Genomic DNA, 21,752 nt, shown 5'->3' with positions numbered 1-21,752 from the left:
TCCGCGTTGCCCCTGGACAAGGACCAGCGGCCGACCCTACGGGCCGGACCATCCGAGATTCCATCACGCTACCTGCGAAAGAGAAAGCCCAGGTTGGCCGCAGCCAGCGGTGTGATGAGATGTTGATGCAATTTGATAGCAATCCGTCTGGCCGGAGTCACTGAAAGTAATGAAGCAGCCTCATCGCGTTGTCCTGCTCGCCGGTCCTTCCGGGTCCGGAAAGTCGTACATAGCGCAGCAAACCGGCCTTCCGGTGCTCTGCCTGGACGACTTCTACAAGGACGGTGACGACCCTACGTTGCCGCGACGAAACGGCCTGGTGGATTGGGAGTCCCCGCGCTCCTGGGACGCTGCGGCGGCCGTGGAGACGATTGCCCGACTGGCCAGGGAGGGCAAGGCCGATGTGCCGGTTTATGCGATCGGTGCGGACCGTCGGGTGTCCACCCGGCCATTCGAGGTCGCCGGTTCGCCACTTTTCGTGGCCGAAGGGATCTTCGCGGCCGAGATCGTCGAGGAGTGCCGCCGGAGAGGGGTCCTGGCCGGGGCGTACGCCCTGCGGCGCCCCCGGGGGGCGACCTTCGTCCGCCGGCTGGCGCGCGACCTCGCCGAGCAGCGCAAGGCGCCCGCAGTGCTGGTGCGCCGCGGCCTGGCGCTGCTGCGCGCCGAGCCGGCGGTGCTGCGGCGGCAGACCGGCCTGGGCGCCGAGGCGGCCCGGGCGGGCGAGGTGCTGCGCGCGGTGGCCGGCCTGCTCGCCGGCCACCCGCACCGCACCTGACCGGGCCGCCGGAACGCGGCGGCCCGCCGTGGTCAGCCCAGCAGCTTGCCGTACGCGGGCTTGATCACCTCGTCGATGATCTTCAGCCGCTCGTCGAACGGGATGAAGGCGCTCTTCATGGCGTTGATGGTGAACCACTGGAGCTCCTTCCAGCCGTAGCCGAAGGCGTCCACCAGCAGGGCCATCTCCCGGGACATCGACGTGCCGCTCATCAGCCGGTTGTCGGTGTTCACCGTCGCCCGGAACCGCAGGTCCCGCAGCAGCCCGATCGGGTGCTCGGCGATCGAGGGGGCGGCGCCGGTCTGCACGTTCGAGGACGGGCACAGCTCCAGTGGGATCCGCTTGTCCCGCACGTACGCGGCCAGCCGGCCGAGCACCGGCTCCGGGCCGGGCGTGATGTCGTCCACGATCCGCACCCCGTGGCCGAGCCGGTCCGCCCCGCACCACTGGATCGCCTGCCAGATCGACGGCAGGCCGAACGCCTCGCCGGCGTGGATGGTGAAGTGGAAGTTTTCCCGCTGGAGGTACTCGAAGGCGTCCAGATGCCGGGTGGGCGGGAAGCCCGCCTCGGCGCCGGCGATGTCGAAGCCGACCACCCCGGCGTCCCGGTGCCGGACGGCCAGCTCGGCGATCTCCTGCGACCGGGCGGCGTGCCGCATCGCGGTGAGCAGCGTGCCGACCCGGATCTGCCGGCCCTCCTCGGCGGCCAGCGCGGTGCCCTCGACGAAGCCGGCCAGCACCGCCTCGACCACCTCGTCCAGGGTGAGGTCCCGCTCCAGGTGCTGCTCCGGGGCGAACCGCACCTCGGCGTAGACCACCCCGTCGGCGGCCAGGTCCTGGGCGCACTCCCGGGCCACCCGACGCAGCGCCGACGCGGTCTGCATGACGGCGACGGTGTGCGCGAACGTCTCGAGGTAGCGCTCCAGGGAGCCGGAGTCGGCCGCCTCGACGAACCAGCGGCCGAGCGCCTCGGGGTCGGTGGTGGGCAGTTCGTGCCCCACCTCGGCGGCCAGTTCGACGATCGTCGCCGGCCGCAGGCCGCCGTCGAGGTGATCGTGCAGCAGCGCCTTCGGGACCTTGACGATGTCCTCGTAACGGATTGTCGCGACCATGCTCAGACCCTAGTCGGCCGCACGGGAACCGGCCGACGGGACCGGCCGGGATCCGGTCAGGGACGCCAGCCGTACAGCCGCTCGACGGCGAGCCGGAGCACCAGCCGGCCGTCGGCGACCATCGCCGCCCGGTAGTCCGCCCAGTCGGGGTGCTCGCCGCGGATGCGCCGGTAGACCTCGACCAGCTCCTCGACGGTGGCGTCACCGGGCGCCGCCGCGGGTGGGGTGAGCGTGACCACGCCCTCCGCGACCGCGTAGGCCCCGCCGTCGGCGGTGGTGACGTGCAGGCTGGCCCGCGGGTCGCGGCGCAGGTTGCGCACCTTGGCCCGGCCGTCCGTGGTGGAGCAGCGGATCAGGCCGGGCTCGGCGAGGAAGTCGAGGTTGGACAGCTGGGGCCGGCCGTCGCGGCGCAGGGTCACCAGCACGCCCCGGCCGCGCTCGCCGAACAGCTCCCACAGCCGGGCGGTCACGCCGTCACCCGCAGCGGGGCGAGGGCGGCGGTGAGCCGGGCCAGCCGGCCCGGCAATCTGGTTGACATGTCACTCACGGTAGGAGGCAGGTTGATGACATGTCAACCAGATGGCTAGGATGATCGGCATGGCACAACCACGCTGGCTGGACGAGCGCGAGCAGAACGCCTGGCGGGGCTACCGGCGGATGCGCCGCCTGCTCGACCTGGAGCTGGCCCGCGAGCTGATGCGCGACGCCGGGCTCTCCGAGCCCGACTACGACGTGCTCTCCGACCTCTCGGAGACACCCGACCAGCGGCTGCGGCTCAGCGAGCTGGCCGACCGGATGCTCTGGTCGCGCAGCCGGCTCTCCCACCACCTCACCCGGATGCAGCAGCGCGGCCTCGTCACCCGCGAGGAGTGCGCCTCGGACGGGCGCGGCGCCGTCGTCGTACTCACCGCCGAGGGCCGGCGCGCCATCGAGGCCGCCGCCCCCGGTCACGTGGCGGCCGTCCGTCGACACCTCATCGACCTGCTGACCCCCGACGAGGTCGCCGCGCTGGACGCGCTCACCCACCGGGTGGTCGACCACCTCACCCGACCCGGAGAATGAGCCGGTGGACCCCCGCATCGTGGACCGGCTCCGCTGCCCGGTCTGCGCCGAGCCGCTGACCGAGGTCGCCACCGGCGGCGCCCGCGCGCTGCGCTGCCCGCGCCGGCACAGCTTCGACGTGGCTCGCCAGGGCTACGTCAACCTGCTCGCCGGCCGCGCCCCGCACGCCGGGGACACCGCCGAGATGGTGGCCGCCCGCGCCGACTTCCTCGCCGCCGGCCACTACGACCTCGTCTCGGCCGCCCTCGCCACCGCCGCGACCCAGGCCGTACGGCACGTCGCCGAGGCGCGCGCCGACGGGGCGTACCCCCTGGTGGTGGACGCCGGGGCGGGGACCGGCCGGCACCTCGCGGCGGTGCTGGCGGCGCTGCCGGACGCGGCGGGTCTCGCCCTGGACGTGTCGAAGCCGGCGCTGCGCCGGGCCGCCCGGGCGCACCCGCGCGCGGCGGCGGCGCTCGCCGACACCTGGCAGCGACTCCCCCTGGCCGACGCCGGCGCGGCCGTGCTGCTGAACGTCTTCGCGCCGCGCAACGGCGCGGAGTTCCACCGGGTCCTCGACCCGGCCGGCACCCTGCTGGTGGTCACGCCGGCCGAGGACCACCTCACCGAACTGGTCGGCGCCCTCGGCCTGCTGCGGGTGGACCCGGCCAAGGCGGACCGGGTCGCCGAGAGCCTGGGCGGGCACTTCACCCCGGCGGCGTCCACCCTGCACCGGCGGGAGCTGGCGCTGACCGGCCCGGAGGTCGCGACGCTGGTCGGGATGGGCCCCAGCGCCTGGCACACCGACCCGGCCGGGCTCGCCGCCCGGGTCGCCGCCCTCGCCGAGCCGGTCCGGGTGACCGTCGCGGTACGCCTGACCGTCTGGCGCCCCGCACCGCGCTGAACGCCCGGGTCAGGTGGAGAGGTCGACCTCTTCCCAGCCGGGGGGCTCGTCGTGGTACGGCCCGCGCAGCATCACCGCCCACTCCAGGGCCCACCGGCGCTGACCGATGGCGTTCGCGTCCACCAGCCCCGGCGGCGTACGGCCGGCCCGTTCCGTCTCCAGGTAGGCCCAGTCCAGGCAGTAGTGCAGGTCCAGCAGGGCGGCCGCGTCGGCGGGGTGCTGCGGGGCGGTGAGGATCCGGGCCCGCCAGTGGCCGAAGGTCTCCCCGTCGTGGATGTGCGGCATCCGCTCCACCAGCCGCTCGTCGACCGGCAGCGTCGGGTCGAGCTGCTTGGTCAGGCCGAGCACCCAGGCCAGCGCGAAGAGCGCGTCGTGGTGCAGCACGAACGACCGGTGGTCGCCCTTGCCTCCGGTCACGAACTGGAACTCCGGCGGCGTGACCATGTCGACCAGGTGCGAGGCGAGCAGCCAGCTCATCGCCGACTGCGGCGGCATCCCGAAGCAGCGGGCCAGGATCAGGTGCAGCACCGCGATGCGGGCCTCGATCTCCACGGTGGGACGGAGCTCGATCTGGTCGCCGGGCTCCCACACGAGCGGGAACTGGGCGGGCGGCAGCGGGAGGCCCAGCCGGGACAGCTCGTCCAGGCTCGCCTCACGCACCTCCCGTGGATCGGGGGCAGGTACGGTCACGGCGAAATTTCCTGTCTGCTCGCGACGACTCGGCGCCGGTTGTCCCCCCTGGCCAGGGAGGATAGCGGTCCGAGCGGGCCGGCACCATGCCGCCCCGGTGACCGCCGCGCTCAGCCGATCCGCTCGATGACCAGCGGCGTCGCGGCGGGTGCGGTCGGCCCGATCCGTACCGCCCGCGCGGCGTCCTCCCGGGCCGCCGGGATCCGGGCGGCGTCCTCCGCCCGCAGTTCGAAGAGGACGTCGCCCGCCCGCACCGGGTCGCCCGGACGCCGGTGCAGCACGACCCCCGCCGGCACGCTGACCGGGTCCTCCTTGCGGGCCCGCCCGGCGCCGAGCCGCCAGGCCGCCACCCCCATGTCGTACGCGTCGATCGCCGCGACGAAGCCGTCCGTGTCCGCGCGGACCACCTCGACCTCGTTCGCGGTCGGCATCGGGGCGTCCGGGTCGCCGCCCTGGGCGCGGATCATCGCCCGCCAGGAGTCCATCGCCCGGCCGTCACGCAGGGCCGCCGCCGGGTCGACGTCCGGCAGCCCGGCCGCGTCGAGCATCTCGCGGGCCAGCGCCAGGGTCAGCTCGACCACGTCGGCGGGACCGCCCCCGGCGAGCACCTCGACGGACTCGGTCACCTCGACGGCGTTGCCGATGGCCAGGCCCAGCGGGGTGGACATCTCGGTGAGCAGGGCGACGGTCCGTACGCCGTGCGCGCCGCCCAGCTCCACCATCGTCCGGGCCAGCTCGCGGGCCTGCTCGACGGACTTCATGAACGCGCCGGAGCCGACCTTCACGTCGAGCACCAGCGCGCCGGTGCCCTCGGCGATCTTCTTGCTCATGATCGAGCTGGCGATCAGCGGGATGGCCTCGACGGTCCCGGTCACGTCGCGCAGCGCGTACAGCTTGCGATCGGCGGGCGCGAGCCCCGCGCCGGCCGCGCAGATCGCCGCGCCGACGTCCCGGAGCTGGGCGGTGAACTCGTCGTTGCCCAGCGCCGCCCGCCAACCCGGGATCGACTCCAGCTTGTCCAGCGTGCCGCCGGTGTGCCCGAGGCCCCGGCCGCTGAGCTGCGGCACGGCGGCACCGCAGGCCGCGACCAGCGGGGTGAGCGGCAGGGTGATCTTATCGCCGACGCCGCCGGTGGAGTGCTTGTCGACGGTCGGCCGGTCGACGGCGGAGAGGTCGAGCCGCTCCCCGCTGGCGATCATCGCGGCGGTCCACCGGGCGATCTCCGGCCCGGTCATGCCGCGCAGCAGGATCGCCATGGCCAGCGCCGACATCTGCTCGTCGGCGACCACCCCCCGGGTGTACGCGTCCACCACCCAGTCGATCTGCGCGTCGGAGAGCACACCTCCGTCCCGCTTGACCCGGATGACGTCAACCGCCGTGAAAGCACTCATCAGAAAGATCTTCCTAGTCGTATGCAGATACCGGCACGCGGACCGCGACCACCGAGGGCTCGGGCCGACCGTGCCCGGCGGAGGGATCAAGCCTGACCGCCCGGAGCCGGGCACGGTCGGCCCGAGCCCCAAAAGCTCAACCCCAGCGGACCGGGATCTCCATCGGCGGCTCACCCTCGCCGGCCCAGAAGATCGCCCCCGAGGCGTCCACGACCACCACCCGGGGCGTACGGGCGAGGCCCCAGGCGATCGCCTCAGCCGGCTCGTCCCAGCTCGGGCCCTCCTCCAGCACGCCGGTCTCGGCGCCGTCGTCGTCGCCCGCGGACCGCTCCCAGTAGCCGGTCCAGACCTGCTGGCCGGCGGAGAGGTCGGGGTGCACGAAGACCGTGCCGCGCCCGCGCCAGGCGGCCAGCCGCTCCGGCACCACGGGCACCGGGGCTTCCCCCGTCACGGCCTCCAGGTCGGTCACGTCGAAGGCGTGCGGCAGCAGCTCGGCCATCCGCAGCGGCCCGCCCCTCGCCTCGATGAGGCACTCCGGGCCGCCCTGCTCCCAGAGCAGCTGGCGGCACCGGCCGCACGGCATCAGCGGCTCGCCGGTGGCGTCGACGCAGGACAGGGCCACGATCCGGCCGCCGCCGGTGGCGTGCAGCGAGGAGACCACGCCGCACTCGGCGCAGAGCACCACGCCGTACGCGGCGTTCTCCACGTTGCAGCCGACCACCACCCGGCCGTCGTCGACAAGCGCGGCCGCCCCGACCGGGAACTTCGAGTACGGCACGTACGCGTGCCGCATCACCTCGGTGGCGGCGGCCCGCAGCCGCTCCCAGTCGATCTCCATGTGGTACTCCCCCGTCAGCCCTTGATGTACGGCTTGCCGTCGGCGGCCGGCGCCCGGACCCGACCGACGAGCCCGGCCACCGCCAGGATGGTCGCCAGGTAGGGCAGCATGGCCAGGAACTGGTTCGGGATCACGCTGTTGATGGCGCCCAGGTAGGTGGCGAGCTGGTCGGCGAAGCCGAAGAAGAGCGCCGCGAGCAGCGCCCCCGTCGGGCTCCACCGGCCGAAGATGAGCGCGGCCAGGGCGATGAAGCCCTTGCCGCCGATCATGTTCTTGGTGAACGAGTAGAGCGCCAGCGTGTAGGACGCGCCGCCGATGCCGGCGACCACCCCGGCGAGCAGCACGTTGCGGTAGCGCAGCCCGAGCACCTTGACGCCCAGGGTGTCGGCGGCGGTGGGGTGCTCGCCGACCGAGCGGGTGCGCAGGCCCCACCGGGTGCGGAACAGCGCGATGTGGATGACCAGCACCAGCAGCAGGCCGAGGTAGAGGAAGATGTTGCCCCGGAACAGCGCCGGGCCGAGCAGCGGGATGTCCGACAGCAGCGGGATCTCCCAGTTGCCGAACCGGGGGGCGCTGTTGTACTTCTGCGCGTTGGTCTGCATCAGCCGCTCGTAGAGGAAGCCGGTGACGCCGACGGCCAGCAGGTTGAGCACGATGCCCATGACGACCTGGTCGACCAGGTAGCGGATCGAGAAGACGGCCAGCAGCAGCGAGATGAACGCGCCGCCGATCGCCGCGGCGACCAGGCCGACCCAGACGCTGCCGGAGAGGCTGCCGAAGAGCGCGCCGCTGAAGGCGCCCATCAGCAGCTGCCCCTCGATGGCGACGTTGACCACGCCGGAGCGCTCGCAGAGCACGCCGGCCAGGGCGCCGAAGACCAGCGGCAGGGCCAGGATGAAGGTGCCCCGGAGGATGTTGACCAGCGGCATGAAGTTCTGCCCGGCCGGCGCGTCGGAGACCTGCCAGCAGAGGAACGACAGCACGAAGCCGACCAGGCCGACGCCGAGCACGAGGGTGAACCAGCGCTTCGGCAGCCCGGCGAGCATCGCGACGCCGGCGGCGACCGCGACGAGGCCGAAGAGGATCGCGCCGACAGTGCCGTGGATCTCGAGCGCGGCGCCGGCGGCGTCCTCGCTGAGGGTGAAGCGGGCCTGCTCGCCGGTGGCGAGCGCCCCGAACAGCACCGTCGCCAGCAGGCCGAGGGCGAGCAGCACGGCGCCGACCTTGCGGGTACGGGTCCAGAAGCCCTGGTCGACGGGGGCGACCGCGACGTCTTCGACAGCCATGGTGGACATGAGTTACCAGCCCTTCGCCAGGCTCGTCTGCAACCGGGCGGCGCGGGCTGCCCGGAGCTGGAAGATCGCCTTCACCAGGGCCGGCGCGGCGATGAAGATGACGATCAGCGCCTGGAGCACGGTGACCAGCTCCAGCGAGATGCCCGAGTAGGACTGCATCCGGTTGCCGCCGGCCTGGAGCGCGCCGAAGAGCAGCGCGGCCAGCGCGACGCCCCACGGCTTCACGCGGCCGAGCAGCGCCACCAGGATGCCGTCGAAGCCGATCTGCGCGACCACCAGCGGGGTCAGCGCGCTGGCGGTGGAGCCGAGCACCATGTTGGAGCCGCCGAGGCCGGCCAGGATCCCGGCGAAGACCATGATCAGGACGTACGTCCGGGTGACGCTGATGCCGGCGGTCCGCGCGGCGTCGGGGTTGGCGCCGACGGCGCGCAGCTCGAAGCCGAGCGTGGACCGGTTGAGCAGCCACCAGACCGCCCAGGTCGCCAGCACCGCCAGGATGATGCCGGCGTGCACCCGCAGCCCGTCGCCGAGCAGCCGGGGCAGCTGCGCCGAGCCGTCGACCGGCTTGCTGATCGCGTCCGTACGGTTCGGGTCCTGGACGCCGTTCTGCACGATGATCCAGGTCAGGAAGTACGTGGCGACGTAGTTGAGCATGATCGTGTTGATCACCTCGTGGGCGCCGGTGCGCGCCTTGAGGATGCCCGGGATGAAGCCCCAGATCGCCCCGCCGAGCGCGCCGGCGAGCACCGCGACGAGCAGGTGCAGGCCGGGCGGCAGCGGCAGCAGGAAGCCCGCCAGCGCGGCCAGGATCACGCCCATGGTGGCCTGGCCCTGGGCGCCGATGTTGAACAGGCCGCCCCGGAAGGCCAGCGCCACCGACAGGCCGGTGAAGACCAGCGGCGCGGTGTAGGTGAGCGTCTCCGAGATCGGGCTCATCACCGCCTGGAAGCCGACTGCGTCCGGGTCGAAGACCGCGCCCTTGAACAGGTTGCCGTACGCCTCGCTGACCAGCGTCCAGCTCGCGTTGAGCGCGTCGGCCGGCCGGGCCGTGATGTAGCTGTAGGTGGCGAGCACGTCGGGATCGGACACGATCATCAGGATCGCGCCGACGATCATCGCCAGCACCAGCGACAGCAGGGTCACCGTGAAGGTGTTCGCCGCCCAGAGGTTGTCCAGGAACAGCCGGCCCAGCGAGGGCTTCGCCTCCGGGGCCGGGACCTTCGGGGAGGTGGCCGTACCGGCGCGCTCGGTGTTGCCGAGCGCGGTCTGCGCGGCCTGCGCCTCGGTCGCCGGCTCCTTGTCCGGGGAGCCCGACGGGGGGTTCGGGTTGCCCGGGGAGCCCGACCCGGGGTTCGGGTTCGTCATGCCTCGTCCTTGCTACCAGGGCCCTCGGCGGCGGGGGCCGCCGCACCGCCGTCGGCCGGGGTCGTGCCGGTCGCGGCGGCGGGCGCCGCGTCGGGGGTGATGCCGGCCATCAGCAGGCCGATCTCCTCGCGGGGGGTGTCCGGGCCGACGATGCCGATGATCCGGCCGCGGTACATGACCGCGATCCGGTCGGCCAGGCCGATCACCTCGTCGAGCTCGCTGGAGACCACCATGACGGCGGTGCCGACGTCCCGTTCCCGGATGACCTGGCTGTGGATGAACTCGATCGACCCGACGTCGACGCCGCGGGTCGGCTGGGCGGCGATGAAGAGCTTCAGCGGCCGGGACAGCTCCCGCGCCACGATCACCTTCTGCTGGTTGCCGCCGGAGAGGGTGCCGACGGGGGCGTCGGCCGAGGAGGTGCGCACGTCGAACTGCGCGATCCGCTCCTTCGCCGACTTGGCGATGACGTCCGGCTTGAGCGCCAGGCCCCTGCCGAAGGGCGGCCGGTCGTAGATGTCGAGCACCAGGTTCTCCGCGACGGAGAACTCCTTGACGACGCCGTCGACGCTGCGGTCCTCCGGCACGTAGCCGACGCCGGCGCGCAGCACCTTCTTGGTCGACCAGCCGTTGACCCGCTGCCCGTCGAGGGTGACCGTGCCGGCGAGCGTCGGGCGCAGCCCCATGATCGCCTCGATCAGCTCGGTCTGGCCGTTGCCCTGCACGCCCGCGATCCCGAGCACCTCGCCCGCGCGTACGGTCAGGTCCACCCCGTCGACCGCGCGGATCTGCCGGTCGTCGTCGACGACCAGGCCGGAGAGCTCCAGGACCGGCTTGCCGGGGGTGGCGGTCTCCTTGTCCACGGTGAGCCGGACGCTGCGGCCGACCATCAGCGCGGCCAGCTCGTCGCGGCTCGCCTCGGGGGAGGCGGTGCCGACGGTCTTCCCCCGCCTGATCACGGTGATCCGGTCGGCGATGGCCTTGACCTCGCCAAGCTTGTGGGTGATGAAGACGATCGACTTGCCGGCGGCCTTGAGCGACCGCATCACGGTGAGCAGCTCGTCCGTCTCCTGCGGCGTGAGCACGGCCGTCGGCTCGTCGAGGATGAGCAGGTCGACGTCGCGGGTGAGCGCCTTGACGATCTCCACCCGCTGCTGGATGCCGACCGGCAGGTCCTCGATCACCGCGTCCGGGTCGACCCGCAGGTTGTACCGCTCGGAGACCTCGGCGACCTCGCGTCGGGCCCGCCGCCGGTCCAGGAAGCCGGCGATGCCGCCCCGGACCTGCTCGGCGCCGAGCATGATGTTCTCGGTGACGGTGAAGACGGGCACCAGCATGAAGTGCTGGTGCACCATGCCGATCCCGGCACCGATCGCGTCCGACGGTCCCCGCAGCTTCAGCGGCGCGCCGTCGACCAGGATCTCGCCCTCGTCGGGCTGGTAGAGCCCGTAGAGCACGTTCATCAGGGTCGACTTGCCGGCGCCGTTCTCGCCGAGCAGGGCGTGGATCTCTCCAGGCTCCACCGTCAGGTCGATGTGATCGTTGGCGACCAGATCACCGAACCGCTTGGTGATGCCGCGCAGTTCGAGTCTCAGCGCAACCTCCTGGAGTGCGAAGCGATGGTGCAGCGTAGCTGCCGGTGGACCGCTCGCGGCGCGGGGCCGTCGTCGGGTTGGAGCGGATCGGCCGCCCCGGCGCCGTGGGGTGGATTCCCCCACGACGCCGGGGCGGCCGGATCGTCGTGCTGTACCGCCCGCCGGCCTACCGGGGTGATCGTCTCACCACGGGCGGCCGGCGGAGCCTCACTTCGGCTGGGCCGCGGAGGTGACGGTGACGGTGCCGGCGGCGATGTCCGCCTTCAGCTTGTCGATCTCGGCCTTCAGCTCGGCCGGGACCTTGCCGTCGAACTCGTGGTACGGGGCGAGCCCGACGCCGTTGTTGGACAGGTTGCCGAGGTAGCCCGGGGTGGCCGACAGCTTCTCGCCGCCGGCGGCCTTGACGACGGCCTCCTTGACGGCGTCCGGGATGTTCTTCTCGACGGTGGTGATGATCGCCGCGCAGTCCTGGGTGCTCTCGCAGCCGTCGACGTCCACCCAGATGGTGTTGTACTTGCCGCCCGACGCCTTCGCGGCGCCGGTGGTGCCGAGGCCCGCGCCGCCGGCGACCGGCATGATGATGTCGGCGCCCTGGGCGACCAGCGCGTCGCTGACCTTCTTGCCCTCGTCCTGCTTGACGAAGTCGTTGGTGAAGGAGCCCTTCTGGGTGGCCTTGTCCCAGCCGACGACCTTCACGCTCTTGCTCTTGGTCTTGTTGTAGTGCGCGACGCCGTCGGCGTAACCGTCCATGAAGATGGTGACCGGCGAGATCGGCAGGCCGCCGTAGGTGCCCACCGTGCCGCTCTTGCTCATGCCGGCGGCCAGGTAACCGGCGAGGAAGCCGGCCTGGGCGGTGTCGAACTGCATCGGGTAGACGTTGTCCACGCCCGGCTTGGAGTCGACGATGCCGAACTGCTGGTTCGGGTTCGCCTGGGCGACCTTCTTGGTGGCGTTCTCCATCAGGCCGCCGACGGCCAGGATGAAGTCGCACTTCTGGTTGACGTACTGGGTCAGGTTGACCTCGTAGTCCGCCTCGGCCTTCGACGCGACGTACTTGATGTCGATCTTGTCGTTGGCCTTCTTCGCCTCCTCCAGGCCCTTCCAGGCGGAGGTGTTGAACGACTTGTCGTCGATGCCGCCGACGTCGGTCACCATGCAGGCGCTGTACTTCTTGTCGCCACTGCCGGCGTTGTTGTTCTCCTCGGGAGCCTCGCCACACGCGGCGGCACTCAGCACGAGCCCACCCATCGCGAAGACGGAGGCAATCCGCATCCCACGCACAGAGCGCAAGACGTCTCCTTCCCATTGCACACCGCGTCCTGCACGGTGGCAGCCCTTTGAGCCGGCCTGCGCTGCGCCGCCGGCGTCCCACGTTACGGACGGGAGCGTACGCCCGCGCCCACCCACCGGCCGACAATCGTGCACGACTGTTGAGCGCCTGTTACCCCTACGTAACCCTTAGGTGGGGCAGATCACTCTCAGTGCTGGTAGGTGCGCGGCGGGGCGTCGCGGAACGTCCGGTTCTGCGCGTCGTCCCCTGCCGGTGACGTTACCGCCAGAAGACGGCCACCGCCGCGTTGACCAGGGTCAACCCGACGATTGCCAGGAAGTGCCCACGGTTGACCACGTCGCGCTTCCGGGAAAAGAAGACCATGACAAAGATCAGTATGGCGAGCACCAACTTGGTAACAAGTTTCGCGGGGGCCGGCTCGTCGCCGTCACGCAGCGGCGCCGAGAGGCCGATCCCGGTCGCCAGCATGATCACGGACCCCCAGAGCATGGCCGGGTTGATCCGCAGCTTCCCGCTGATGTACTGGACGATCGCGCCGCCGAGCAGCAGGGCGAAACCGATCAAATGGACGTAGCGAAGTATCAGTCTCAGAGCTTCCACGGGCACATCCTGCCCTATCAACGACGGAACGTAGTAGCTGGGCGTGTGCGTCGCTACCCGGACGGGCGGCGAGTCAGCAGCACCAGGACCGCGCGACCAGCGCGTACCTGGCTAGAACGGCGAGCGGTCGACCGCACCCAGCGCCCGAAGCGCACTGAACGGAGCTGGTTGAGATCCGTGGCCTGCTCACTCAGATTCACCCGGCCCTGGAACGAGCGTCCGGCAAGAACATTCAACACAAGGCCGTCCTGGAACTGCTGTCACGCTGCGGCGGCCCGGCCGGGCTGCTCAAAGCCGGCCGCCGCAAGCTGCTGTCGATCGCGTCGAAGAACGCACCACGCATGGGTGAACGCCTCATCGACGCATCCAGTCCGCCCTGGACGAGCAGACCGTCATCCTTCCCGGCACCGCCGCGGCGGACAAGATCTTGCCCGGCTGGCCGACAGCCTGCGCGGCGTGCTCCAACAGCGAGATCAGGTCGCCCCCGAGGTCGAGGGGATACTTGATGTGCACCCTCTTGCCGAGGTCCTGACCTCGATGTCCGGCATCGGTGTCAGGACCGCCGCCCGGATCCTGCTCGAAGTCGGCGACGGCACCGCCTTCCCCACCCCCCGGACACCTCGCCGCCTACGCTGGCCTGGCACCCGTCACCCGACGCGGAGAGCACCGTGATCGGCCGGTCCCGGTCGTGGATCCGGCAGCAGCATCCGCGGCGAACATCCACCCCGAGGCGGCAACAAGAACCTCAAACGGGCCCTCTTCCTCGCCGCGTTCGCCGCCTTGGCCGACCCCGTCAGCCGCGCCTACTGCGACCGGAAACGCGCCGAAGGCAACGCCACAACGCCGCCCTCATCTGCCTTGCCCGACGCCGCTGCGACGTCCTCTACGCCATGCTCCGCGACAAGATCCCCTACCAACACGCCCCACCAGCCCGGTCCCCGATTGACGAAACCCATAGGGACACCCCGCAGGCAGACCACCGCCATCGGAACACCTCACACCGTCGACCCACCCCCAAGCGACACGATCACGCATCACATTAACCAGGTCGGCCTATCAGTATCTGCAAGGCCTCGGCGGGGAGGCCAAACGCCAGAAGGCCGAACAGCGGGGCGACCCGGCCGGCGACCAGGATCATCGGATGCGGTTCGACGGGATACGAAAAGATGACAGCAAAAGAGGAGCCGACACTTCGCCGACTCCTCTTTTGCCGGGCATTACTTAGTCTCGTACGTCCCTGCAACTAGATATGGGTAGCTGCTGCCGCACTGGGCTACGGAATAATCGCCCGACAGCGCTCCACGCCAAGCCCCGAACTTGTACACGCCGTACCCCCCCGGGGTCGTTGAGCAGTACGCGACGGCACGATAGTAGCCAGTGCCGCCTGAGCAGTACGCCCAAACCTCACCCGGCGGGCCGTACTTGTTGTCGTACGAGCATCCTGTGGGAGCAGCAACTGCCGGACTCGCAGGAAGCGCGACTCCAAGGGCCGCGACGGCGACAGAAGAGGCCACAACTACCGCTCGCTTTAGTCGAGCATTTCCCCGTACAGTCATACTTCACCCTTCATGGTGACTACAAGTATCGACGCACCCTACTGCTTCGGCGTGCGTCTATTTCTACTATGCGGAAGATCGCGGCGCAAGCCCGTCACTGACAGTTACAGTCGCCCTCGTCAGCCCGCCCGCTTCATCCTGTCGAAGACCTCCCGCAAATTTCTATTGAACTCGTCATCACTCAGCAACTATTACTCTAAATTCGATGCTGTGGCGCGTCGCCACTCGCGCGTGTGTGCCGTCACCCGCTTGCGCTGCTGATCGTGGTGGCGGACCGCCGGTGTTTGTAGGGCCAGGGACATGGCAGGGTGGGGGTCAGAGGAAGCGCCATGCCTGGAAGGTGGGGCCGTCCGCCGGGAGGGTGACCGCGCCGTCGGCGTCGGGGCGCAGGGCGGGGGCGCCGCCGTACAGGTTCTCGGCCGGACCCAGCCCGGTCAGGCGCAGCGGCTCGCCAGCCGCACGGCGGGCCAGCACCAGCACCGTGCCGGTCGGGGCCTCGCGCAGGAAGACCAGGGTGTCCGCGTCGGCGCGCAGCCAGCGCAGGCCGCCGTGGCGCAGCGCGGGCTCCGCGCGACGCAGCGCCACCAGGGCACGGTACGCGGCGAACGTCACGGCGTCCCAGCTCTCCGGCCGGTGCCACGGCATCGGCGTACGCGAGCCCTCGCCGTTGCTGCCCGTCAGGCCCAGCTCGTCGCCCGCGAAGATCATCGGAGTGCCGGGCATGGTGGCGAGCAGGCCGGCGGCCACCTCCTGCCGCGCGGCGTCGCCGACCACCGTGCGGATCCGGGCGGAGTCGTGCGACCCGAGCAGCTGCCACGAGTGGGTGTACGACCGCCAGGAGACCAGCGAGCGGTAGGCGTCCATGGTGGCGAGCACCGCGTCCGCGTCCCGGCGCACCACCCCGCCCGGCGTGCCGAGGAAGTTCGGTACGGGCTGGTCGCCGTGCCGCAGCCAGGACCAGACCGGGTCGGTGAAGCCGACGTAGTTCATCGTGCCGTGCCAGCCGTTGCGGTCGAGGTCGCCGGTGTGGTCGTGACCGTGCTCGGCCATCAGCAGGGCGTCGGCCCGGGTCCGGGCGACCACCTCGCGCAGCAGCGCCGCCACCTCGTGCGTGTACGCGTCCGCGCCCCGCCGCCCGGTCATGTTCGCCACGTCCACCCGCCAGCCGTCCAGCCCGTACGGGGAGCGCAGCCAGCGGCGCAGCAGCGAGTCGTCGGCGGTGGCGAAGCGCCGGCGCAGCTGGGCGCTGCCCCAGTTCAGCTTCGGCAGCGACTTGACCCCGTTCCAGGACTCGTAGTCACCGGAGACCTCGTCGAAGTAGTACAGCTCCCGCTCGGGCGCGGACACGTCGGAGGCGGCCCTGGTGAACCACTCGTGCGCGTCGCCGGTGTGGTTGCTGGTGATGTCGCCGAGCAGCCGCCAGCCCCGGGCGCGTACGGCGTCGGCGAGGCGGGCCAGGGCGGCGTCCCCGCCGAGCAGCGGGTCGACGGTGTCAAAGCTGGCCGCGTCGTAGCGGTGGTTGGAGCGGGCCGGGAAGACCGGGGTCAGGTAGACGGTGTTCACGCCGAGGCGGTCCAGGTGGTCCAGCCGCTCGGCGACGCCGTCCAGATCGCCGCCGTAGAACTGCCGGGGCGTCTCGGGCCCGCGCCCGATCACCGGGGTGTCCCAGTCGCACGGGATCGCCCAGTCCGGCACCTCGCGGCCCGCGGCGGCGGCGGAGCGGGCGAACCGGTCCGGGAAGATCTGGTAGATCACCGCGTCGCGGGCCCAGGCGGGCGGCGGGGCGTGGGTGACCAGCTTGAAGTCGCCGTTGTCGGGCACGTCGTGGCCCACCACGCCGGCGGCGTTCAGCCAGCGGCTGCCGCGGCTGCCGGTGAGCATGAACCGGTAGTTGCTGACCGGGTTGCGGGCCTCGACGGGCACCCGCCACCAGACGTCGGCGCCGTCGGTGCGGTCGACGACCGCCTCGGTGAACCGGGGCTCGCCGTCGCCGGTGGTGCGCACGTGCACCTGCCGGACGTCGGCGCCGGCCGGCACCCGGACGAAGACGTCGACGACGTCGCCGAGGGCGGGCTCCTGCTCGGGGACGTACAGGGCGGAGCCGTCGTGGTGCGGCAACAGGGACATGGTGGCGCCTTTCGCGTCGGTCGGACGGGGAGAGAAATGGGTCTCCCGCCGCGGCCGGTTCCCCGACCGCGGCGGTCGATCCGTGACTGCTCCGGTGTACGTCGGACGCCGACGCCCTTGCCGCAGCGGTGAGCCGAGGAGGCTCAGCCCTTGACCGCCCCGGCCGTGAGGCCGTTGACGATGTAGCGCTGGAGAAGTTGGAACACCAGCACCGTCGGGATGGCGGTGAGCAGGGTGCCCGCCGCGAAGATCCCGAAGTTGTTGTTGCGTTCGCCGGCCACCAGCCCGAACATGCCGACCGCGAGGGTCTTCGAGTTGGTGTTCGTGAGGAACACGTTGGCGATCACGAACTCGTTGATCGAACCGATGAAGGCGAGCAGGCCGGTCACCGCCAGGATCGGCGCCACCAGCGGCAGCATGATCCGGAAGAAGATCTGGGCGTGCGAGGCCCCGTCCATGGTGGCGGACTCGTCCAGCTCCTTCGGCAGCGTGTCGAAGAAGCCCTTCATCAGCCAGGTGTTCGCGCCGAGGGCGGCACCCATGTAGAGCAGGAAGAGACCCCACGGGGTGTTGAAGCCGATCACCGGCCACAGTTCGGTGACCTTCGTGAAGATCAGGAAGATCGCCACGATCGCCAGGAACTGCGGGAACATCTGGATCAGCAGCAGGGAGAGCAGCCCGACGCGGCGGCCGGCGAAGCGCATCCGGGAGAAGGCGTACGCCGCCAGCGCCGACAGGAAGATCGACGCGAAGCTGGCCACCCCCGCCAGGAGCAGCGAGTTGAGGAACCAGCGACCGAAGGCGGTCCGCTCGAAGAGGTTGGTGAAGTTCTCCAGCGAGGCACCGGTCGGCACCAGCTCCGTGGAGGAGAGCGTGCCGAGCGGGTTGAGCGCCGCCGAGACGACGAACAGGATCGGGAAGAGGCTGAACGCCACCGCCAGGATGCCGACCAGGTGCCGCCATCCCACCTGGGCGAACCAGCGGTTCCGCCGTCCGGTGGCGTTGCGGTTGGCGACGGGCGCTTCGGTGCGGGTGCTCACGAGTACACCTCCTCCTGCTTGCGGGTCCGGGAGAAGCTGATCGCCGACACCGTCGCCACGATCGCGAAGATGAAGATCGAGACAGCGGCGGCCAGTCCGTACTCGGCGCCCTGGGCGCCGAAGGCCAGCCGGTAGGTGTAGGTGATCAGCAGGTCGGTGGCGCCGGCCGTCGGGTTGTCCGCCGGGAACGGTCCGCCCTCGGTGACGAACTGGATCGCGTTGAAGTTGTTGAAGTTGTACGCGAAGGACGCGATCAGCAGCGGCGAGATCGCCACCAGCAGCAGCGGCATGGTCACCGCGCGGAACGACTGGAACGGCGACGCTCCGTCGACCGAGGTGGCCTCGGTCAGCTCACGTGGGATGGCCTGCAACGCGCCGGTCGTCACCAGGAACATGTACGGGTAGCCGAGCCAGAGCTGCACCAGCAGCACCGCGAGCCGGGCCGACCAGGTCTCGCCGAACCAGTCCACCCCCAGCCCGAACAGGTTGTTGATCAGGCCGAAGTCGGTGTTGAACATGTCCCGCCAGACCAGCAGCATCGCGAAGGACGGCATGGCGTAGGGCAGGATCAGCAGCACCCGGTAGAAGTTCGTGCCCCGCATCCGGGGCGAGTGCAGCGCCAGCGCGATGCCCATGCCGAGCAGGAACGTGAAGCCGGTGGAACCGAGTGCGAAGGCGAAGTTCCAGATCAGCGTGCTGAAGAACGGGCCGGAGATGGCCGGATCGGTGAGCACGTCGGCGAAGTTGCGCAGCCCGACGTTGACCTGCCAGCCCTGGGCCAGCGTCTCGCCGTCCGCGGCGACGAAGGAGCCGACCTTCCCGTCGGCGGTCCAGGTCTTACCGGTCTCGCTGTCGCGGATGCAGTCGCAGCCCGCGTCGTACGCCCGGACCGCCTTGCCCTCGTAGGCGCGCGACAGGCCGGACGAGCGCAGCGCGCCCCCGGAGGTCGGCACCACCATGTCGGTGATGTCCTTGCTCCGCGTGCTGGCCTCGCCGAAGTTGAGGATCTGGTAGCCGTCGGCGGCGGTGACCTTGCCGCCCGGCGCGACGGTGACGCTGCCGGCGTCGAGCGGGCGCAGGCCCTCGGTGTCGCCGACGGAGACGGTGTTCGTCTGCGGGTCGGTGACCAGGAAGACCAGCGCGCCGGTGGCCGGGTCGCCCTTCGTGGCGACGGTCAGCGGGTACTGGACCGAGCCGGGGACCTGCGTCACCGACCCGCTCTGGATGGCGACGATGGCGTCGTCCTTGCTGCCCCGGTGGCCGTCGCCGAAGTTCGTGAAGGCGGTGCTCGCGGTGTAGAGCACCGGGATGATCTGGAACGCCACCAGGAAGAGCGTGCCCGGGATCAGGTACTTGACGGGGATGTGCCGGGGCGTCAGGTAGAGGTAGAAGAGGCCGGCGGTGGTCGCCAGCAGGACCGCCAACCCGACCCAGAGTTCGGCCTCGATGAGCGGGAACGCCGCCCAGACCGCGATCCCGGCCACGAGGCCGAGCAGGACCACCTTGACGAGCAGGCCCGTCAGGGTGATCGGCGCGTGGTTCCGCGCGGTACGGGACGTGCGCGGGGACCCGGACCGTACGGGCCCCCGGCCCGGAGGCTGCGTGGCAGTCCCCGGGCCGGACGACGACGTGCTCATTACTTGATCTGGCCGGCGATCGTCTTACCGGCGGCGGTGATCGTCTTGGCCGGGTCGGCGCCGCCGATGATGGCGGCCTCCGCCTTGCCGAACGGGTCCCAGATCGCGGCCATGGCCGGGATCGCCGGGAGCACCTGGCCGTTCTTGCCGGCCTCCTGGAACTTGGCCAGGTCCGGGTCGCTGCCCTTGACCTGGTCGAGCGCGGCGGTCAGCGCCGGGGGACGCGGCTCGGCGTTGTAGAGCGCCATGGCGAGGTCCGGGGTGGTCACGTGGTTCGCGACGAACTCCTGCGCCAGGGCCTTGTTCTGCCCCTTGGCCGCGACGTAGAAGGACTGGACGCCCACGAACGGCTGGGCCTCCTTGCCACCGGCGAAGCCGGGGACCGGGGAGATGTCGTACTTGATGTTGGCCTTCTTGGCGTCGGCGATGGCCCACGGGCCGGAGACCAGGAAGGCGCACTTCTTGCCGGTGAAGGTGGCGATGGAGTTCTCGCCGGTGATGGAGCGCTTCAGCGCACCCTCGCCCTTCTCACCCAGCTTGGCGATCTTCTGGAACGCCGCGATCGACTCCGGCTTGCCCACGCCCAGGTCCTTCGGGTCGTAGTCGCCGTTGGCGGCGGTGCCGAAGAGGTAGCCGCCGGCCGAGGTGTAGAGCGGGTAGATGTGGTACGCGTCGCCGTTCTGGCCGGACTGGAGGCAGAGGATCTCGCTGGCCTTCTTCTCGGCCTTGAGCTTCTTGCCGGCGGCGACCAGGTCCTCGATGGTCTTCGGCGCCTCGGGAGCCAGCTCGGTGTTGCGGATCAGCGCCAGGTTCTCCATGGCGTACGGCACGCCGTAGAGCTGGCCGTTGAACGTGACGGCCTTGACGGCGGTCTCGTTGAAGGCGCTCTTCTGCTCGGCGGCGAGCTGGACCGGGTCGATGGCGCCGTTCTGCACCAGGTTGCCGATCCAGTCGTGCGCGCCGACCACGACGTCCGGGCCGCTGCCCTGCTGGGAGGCGGTGACGAAGTTGGTCTGGAGGTCCTTGGAGACGGCCTGGACCTCGACCGTGACGCCGTTCTCCTTGCCGAACTTCTCGCCGAACGGCTTGAGGGCGGCGGCGCGCTTGTCGTCGGCCCAGATCACCAGCTTGCCGCCGGTGGCCTTGCTGGATTCCTTCGCGGCCGGCTCGTCGTTGCTGTCGCCACCACAGCCGGAGGCGGCGAGCGCCAGGCCGAGGACGGCGACCACACCCGCGGTACGGATGCGCATCGGTACTCCTGTCGTCATGGCGGCACGCCGGGGGAGAGGCGATCCCGCCAGTGGAAGCTCTGTAAGTTTCTTGCCAACCGGCGCTCGGCGTGCTGCGCCGCTGCTCTCGCGTGTTGCGGGGACGTTAGCAAGAGGTTGCAGAGAATGGAAGGGCTTGCAGAAGTGTACGCAAGAACTTGCCTTTGAGCTAAAGTGCGCCCATGCGCGCTCGACTGTCCGACATCGCCCAACAGGCCGAAGTCAGCGAGGCCACGGTGTCGCGGGTGCTCAACGACCGCCCGGGAGTGGCCCCCGAGACCCGGCAAGCCGTACTCACCGCCCTCGATGTGCTCGGTTACGAGCGCCCGGCCCGGCTACGCAAGCGCAGCGCCGGTCTCGTGGGTCTGGTGGTCCCCGAACTCGACAACCCGATCTTCCCCGCCTTCGCCCAGGTGATCGAGTCGACCCTGGCGCAGAGCGGCTTCACCCCCGTGCTCTGCACCCAGACGGCCGGCGGGGTCACCGAGGACGAGTACGTCGAGATGCTGCTGGACCGGCAGGTCTCCGGAATAGTCTTCGTCTCCGGCCTGCACGCCGACACCGCCGCCAATCACGACCGCTACCGGGCCCTGATCGCCCGCCCGCTGCCCGTCGTGATGATCAACGGGTACGCGCCCGGCATCCCCGCGCCCTTCGTCTCCTGCGACGACGGCGAGGCCACCGAGCTGGCCGTGGCCCACCTGGTGGCGCTCGGGCACCGCCGCATCGGCCTGATCACCGGCCCGGACCGGTTCGTGCCGGTGCAGCGCCGGGTGGCCGGCTTCCGGGCCGCGATGAGCCGGCTGGTCGGCGTCGACGAGGCCGGCCTCGACGAGCTGGCCGAGCTCTCCCTGTTCGGTGTGGAGGGTGGCGAGGCTGCCGCCGCCCGGCTGCTGGAGCGCGGCGTCACCGGCATCGTCTGCGGCTCCGACCTGATGGCGCTCGGCGCGATCCGGGCCGCCCGGCAGCGCGGCATGTCGGTGCCCGGCGAGCTGTCGGTGGTCGGCTACGACGACTCCCCGCTGATGGCCTTCACCGACCCGCCGCTGACCACCATGCGGCAGCCGGTGGCCGCGATGGCCGTCGCCGCCGTCCGGGCCCTGGTCGACGAGATCAACGGGCACGCCGCCCCGCACTCGGAGTACGTGTTCCGCCCGGAACTGGTGGTGCGCGGCTCCACCGCGGTCGCCCCCACCGCCGCCGCGCGGCCGGCCCCGGGCGGCGGCG

At 71.0% G+C, this 21,752-nt stretch carries 18 protein-coding genes and 1 pseudogene; 5 read left to right on the top strand and 14 right to left on the bottom strand.

Going from position 1 to position 21,752, the window contains the following annotated elements:
* Positions 1-436: 436 nt before the first annotated feature.
* Positions 437-775 carry a hypothetical protein gene (locus tag F6X68_RS34215; protein ID WP_225852173.1) on the top strand — a complete coding sequence of 113 codons (339 nt, stop codon included), beginning with the start codon at positions 437-439 and terminating at the stop codon, positions 773-775.
* A gap of 32 nt (positions 776-807) precedes the next feature.
* On the opposite strand, the gene F6X68_RS12730 is transcribed toward F6X68_RS34215, so the two are convergent.
* Together F6X68_RS12730 and F6X68_RS12725 are read right to left on the bottom strand one after the other, a co-directional pair.
* Positions 808-1,887 carry an adenosine deaminase gene (locus tag F6X68_RS12730; protein ID WP_132231438.1) on the bottom strand — a complete coding sequence of 360 codons (1,080 nt, stop codon included), beginning with the start codon at positions 1,885-1,887 and terminating at the stop codon, positions 808-810.
* A 56-nt stretch (positions 1,888-1,943) separates the two neighbouring features.
* Positions 1,944-2,357, bottom strand: a complete 414-nt coding sequence (locus F6X68_RS12725) for a PPOX class F420-dependent oxidoreductase (RefSeq protein WP_151454473.1) — start codon at positions 2,355-2,357, stop codon at positions 1,944-1,946.
* A 127-nt stretch (positions 2,358-2,484) separates the two neighbouring features.
* On the opposite strand from F6X68_RS12725, the gene F6X68_RS12720 reads away from it, so the two are divergent.
* The gene (locus tag F6X68_RS12720; RefSeq protein ID WP_151454472.1) at positions 2,485-2,949 is read left to right on the top strand and encodes a MarR family winged helix-turn-helix transcriptional regulator; all 465 of its coding nucleotides are present in this window, start codon (positions 2,485-2,487) and stop codon (positions 2,947-2,949) included.
* Positions 2,950-2,953: 4 nt separating this feature from the next.
* Positions 2,954-3,832: a putative RNA methyltransferase gene (locus F6X68_RS12715; protein ID WP_151454471.1), complete on the top strand. Its 879-nt coding sequence runs from the start codon at positions 2,954-2,956 to the stop codon at positions 3,830-3,832.
* Between the two features lie 9 nt (positions 3,833-3,841).
* Here F6X68_RS12715 and F6X68_RS12710 read toward each other — a convergent pair whose 3' ends face one another.
* From F6X68_RS12710 to F6X68_RS12675, 8 genes are all read right to left on the bottom strand, one after another.
* Positions 3,842-4,522, bottom strand: coding sequence for a DUF4272 domain-containing protein (locus F6X68_RS12710; RefSeq protein ID WP_151454470.1), 681 nt, complete (start codon positions 4,520-4,522; stop codon positions 3,842-3,844).
* Between the two features lie 110 nt (positions 4,523-4,632).
* Complete coding sequence (locus F6X68_RS12705; protein ID WP_151454469.1) at positions 4,633-5,913, bottom strand: thymidine phosphorylase; 1,281 nt, start codon at positions 5,911-5,913, stop codon at positions 4,633-4,635.
* Between the two features lie 136 nt (positions 5,914-6,049).
* Positions 6,050-6,751, bottom strand: a complete 702-nt coding sequence (locus tag F6X68_RS12700; RefSeq protein WP_151454468.1) for a cytidine deaminase — start codon at positions 6,749-6,751, stop codon at positions 6,050-6,052.
* A gap of 14 nt (positions 6,752-6,765) precedes the next feature.
* On the bottom strand, positions 6,766-8,046 hold the full coding sequence (locus F6X68_RS12695) for an ABC transporter permease (RefSeq protein WP_151454467.1): 1,281 nt from the start codon (positions 8,044-8,046) through the stop codon (positions 6,766-6,768).
* 3 nt (positions 8,047-8,049) lie between these two features.
* The gene (locus F6X68_RS12690) at positions 8,050-9,411 is read right to left on the bottom strand and encodes an ABC transporter permease (RefSeq protein ID WP_151454466.1); all 1,362 of its coding nucleotides are present in this window, start codon (positions 9,409-9,411) and stop codon (positions 8,050-8,052) included.
* Positions 9,408-10,946: an ABC transporter ATP-binding protein gene (locus tag F6X68_RS12685; protein WP_370518943.1), complete on the bottom strand. Its 1,539-nt coding sequence runs from the start codon at positions 10,944-10,946 to the stop codon at positions 9,408-9,410. The genes F6X68_RS12690 and F6X68_RS12685 overlap by 4 nt, the downstream gene beginning before the upstream one ends.
* Positions 10,947-11,213: 267 nt before the next feature.
* Complete coding sequence (locus tag F6X68_RS12680; protein WP_151454478.1) at positions 11,214-12,278, bottom strand: BMP family protein; 1,065 nt, start codon at positions 12,276-12,278, stop codon at positions 11,214-11,216.
* 277 nt (positions 12,279-12,555) lie between these two features.
* Positions 12,556-12,897, bottom strand: a complete 342-nt coding sequence (locus F6X68_RS12675) for a hypothetical protein (RefSeq protein WP_132231464.1) — start codon at positions 12,895-12,897, stop codon at positions 12,556-12,558.
* A gap of 173 nt (positions 12,898-13,070) precedes the next feature.
* Here F6X68_RS12675 and F6X68_RS12670 point away from each other — a divergent pair.
* Positions 13,071-13,940: pseudogene (locus tag F6X68_RS12670) on the top strand (transposase); the annotation flags it as partial.
* 828 nt (positions 13,941-14,768) lie between these two features.
* Here the strand turns inward: F6X68_RS12670 and F6X68_RS12665 are convergent.
* The 4 genes from F6X68_RS12665 to F6X68_RS12650 form a co-directional block, all read right to left on the bottom strand.
* The gene (locus F6X68_RS12665; protein ID WP_151454465.1) at positions 14,769-16,580 is read right to left on the bottom strand and encodes a glycoside hydrolase family 13 protein; all 1,812 of its coding nucleotides are present in this window, start codon (positions 16,578-16,580) and stop codon (positions 14,769-14,771) included.
* A 143-nt stretch (positions 16,581-16,723) separates the two neighbouring features.
* Positions 16,724-17,620, bottom strand: coding sequence for a sugar ABC transporter permease (locus F6X68_RS12660; RefSeq protein ID WP_151454464.1), 897 nt, complete (start codon positions 17,618-17,620; stop codon positions 16,724-16,726).
* The gene (locus F6X68_RS12655) at positions 17,617-19,257 is read right to left on the bottom strand and encodes an ABC transporter permease subunit (RefSeq protein WP_151454463.1); all 1,641 of its coding nucleotides are present in this window, start codon (positions 19,255-19,257) and stop codon (positions 17,617-17,619) included. The genes F6X68_RS12660 and F6X68_RS12655 overlap by 4 nt, the downstream gene beginning before the upstream one ends.
* Positions 19,257-20,507, bottom strand: coding sequence for a maltose ABC transporter substrate-binding protein (locus F6X68_RS12650; protein WP_151454462.1), 1,251 nt, complete (start codon positions 20,505-20,507; stop codon positions 19,257-19,259). The genes F6X68_RS12655 and F6X68_RS12650 overlap by 1 nt, the downstream gene beginning before the upstream one ends.
* Positions 20,508-20,707: 200 nt before the next feature.
* Here F6X68_RS12650 and F6X68_RS12645 point away from each other — a divergent pair.
* The coding region (locus F6X68_RS12645) for a LacI family DNA-binding transcriptional regulator (RefSeq protein ID WP_151454461.1) at positions 20,708-21,752 on the top strand (1,045 nt) is incomplete at its 3' end.

Origin of the sequence: Micromonospora sp. AMSO12t, from assembly GCF_008806585.1 — a bacterium.
In the GTDB taxonomy this organism is placed as follows: Bacteria; Actinomycetota; Actinomycetes; order Mycobacteriales; family Micromonosporaceae; genus Micromonospora; species Micromonospora reichwaldensis.
The sequence above is the reverse complement of the archived record's forward strand: the minus strand, read 5'-3'. Positions and strand labels throughout refer to the sequence as shown.

Coding starts and splice junctions, on each gene's coding strand:
- F6X68_RS12680 (WP_151454478.1), bottom strand. CDS start 12,278: ATGCGGATTGCCTCCGTCTTCGCGATGGGTGGGCTCGTGCTGAGTGCC.
- F6X68_RS12700 (WP_151454468.1), bottom strand. CDS start 6,751: ATGGAGATCGACTGGGAGCGGCTGCGGGCCGCCGCCACCGAGGTGATG.
- F6X68_RS12730 (WP_132231438.1), bottom strand. CDS start 1,887: ATGGTCGCGACAATCCGTTACGAGGACATCGTCAAGGTCCCGAAGGCG.
- F6X68_RS12705 (WP_151454469.1), bottom strand. CDS start 5,913: ATGAGTGCTTTCACGGCGGTTGACGTCATCCGGGTCAAGCGGGACGGA.
- F6X68_RS12650 (WP_151454462.1), bottom strand. CDS start 20,507: ATGCGCATCCGTACCGCGGGTGTGGTCGCCGTCCTCGGCCTGGCGCTC.
- F6X68_RS12720 (WP_151454472.1), top strand. CDS start 2,485: ATGGCACAACCACGCTGGCTGGACGAGCGCGAGCAGAACGCCTGGCGG.
- F6X68_RS12695 (WP_151454467.1), bottom strand. CDS start 8,046: ATGTCCACCATGGCTGTCGAAGACGTCGCGGTCGCCCCCGTCGACCAG.
- F6X68_RS12665 (WP_151454465.1), bottom strand. CDS start 16,580: ATGTCCCTGTTGCCGCACCACGACGGCTCCGCCCTGTACGTCCCCGAG.
- F6X68_RS12690 (WP_151454466.1), bottom strand. CDS start 9,411: ATGACGAACCCGAACCCCGGGTCGGGCTCCCCGGGCAACCCGAACCCC.
- F6X68_RS12655 (WP_151454463.1), bottom strand. CDS start 19,257: ATGAGCACGTCGTCGTCCGGCCCGGGGACTGCCACGCAGCCTCCGGGC.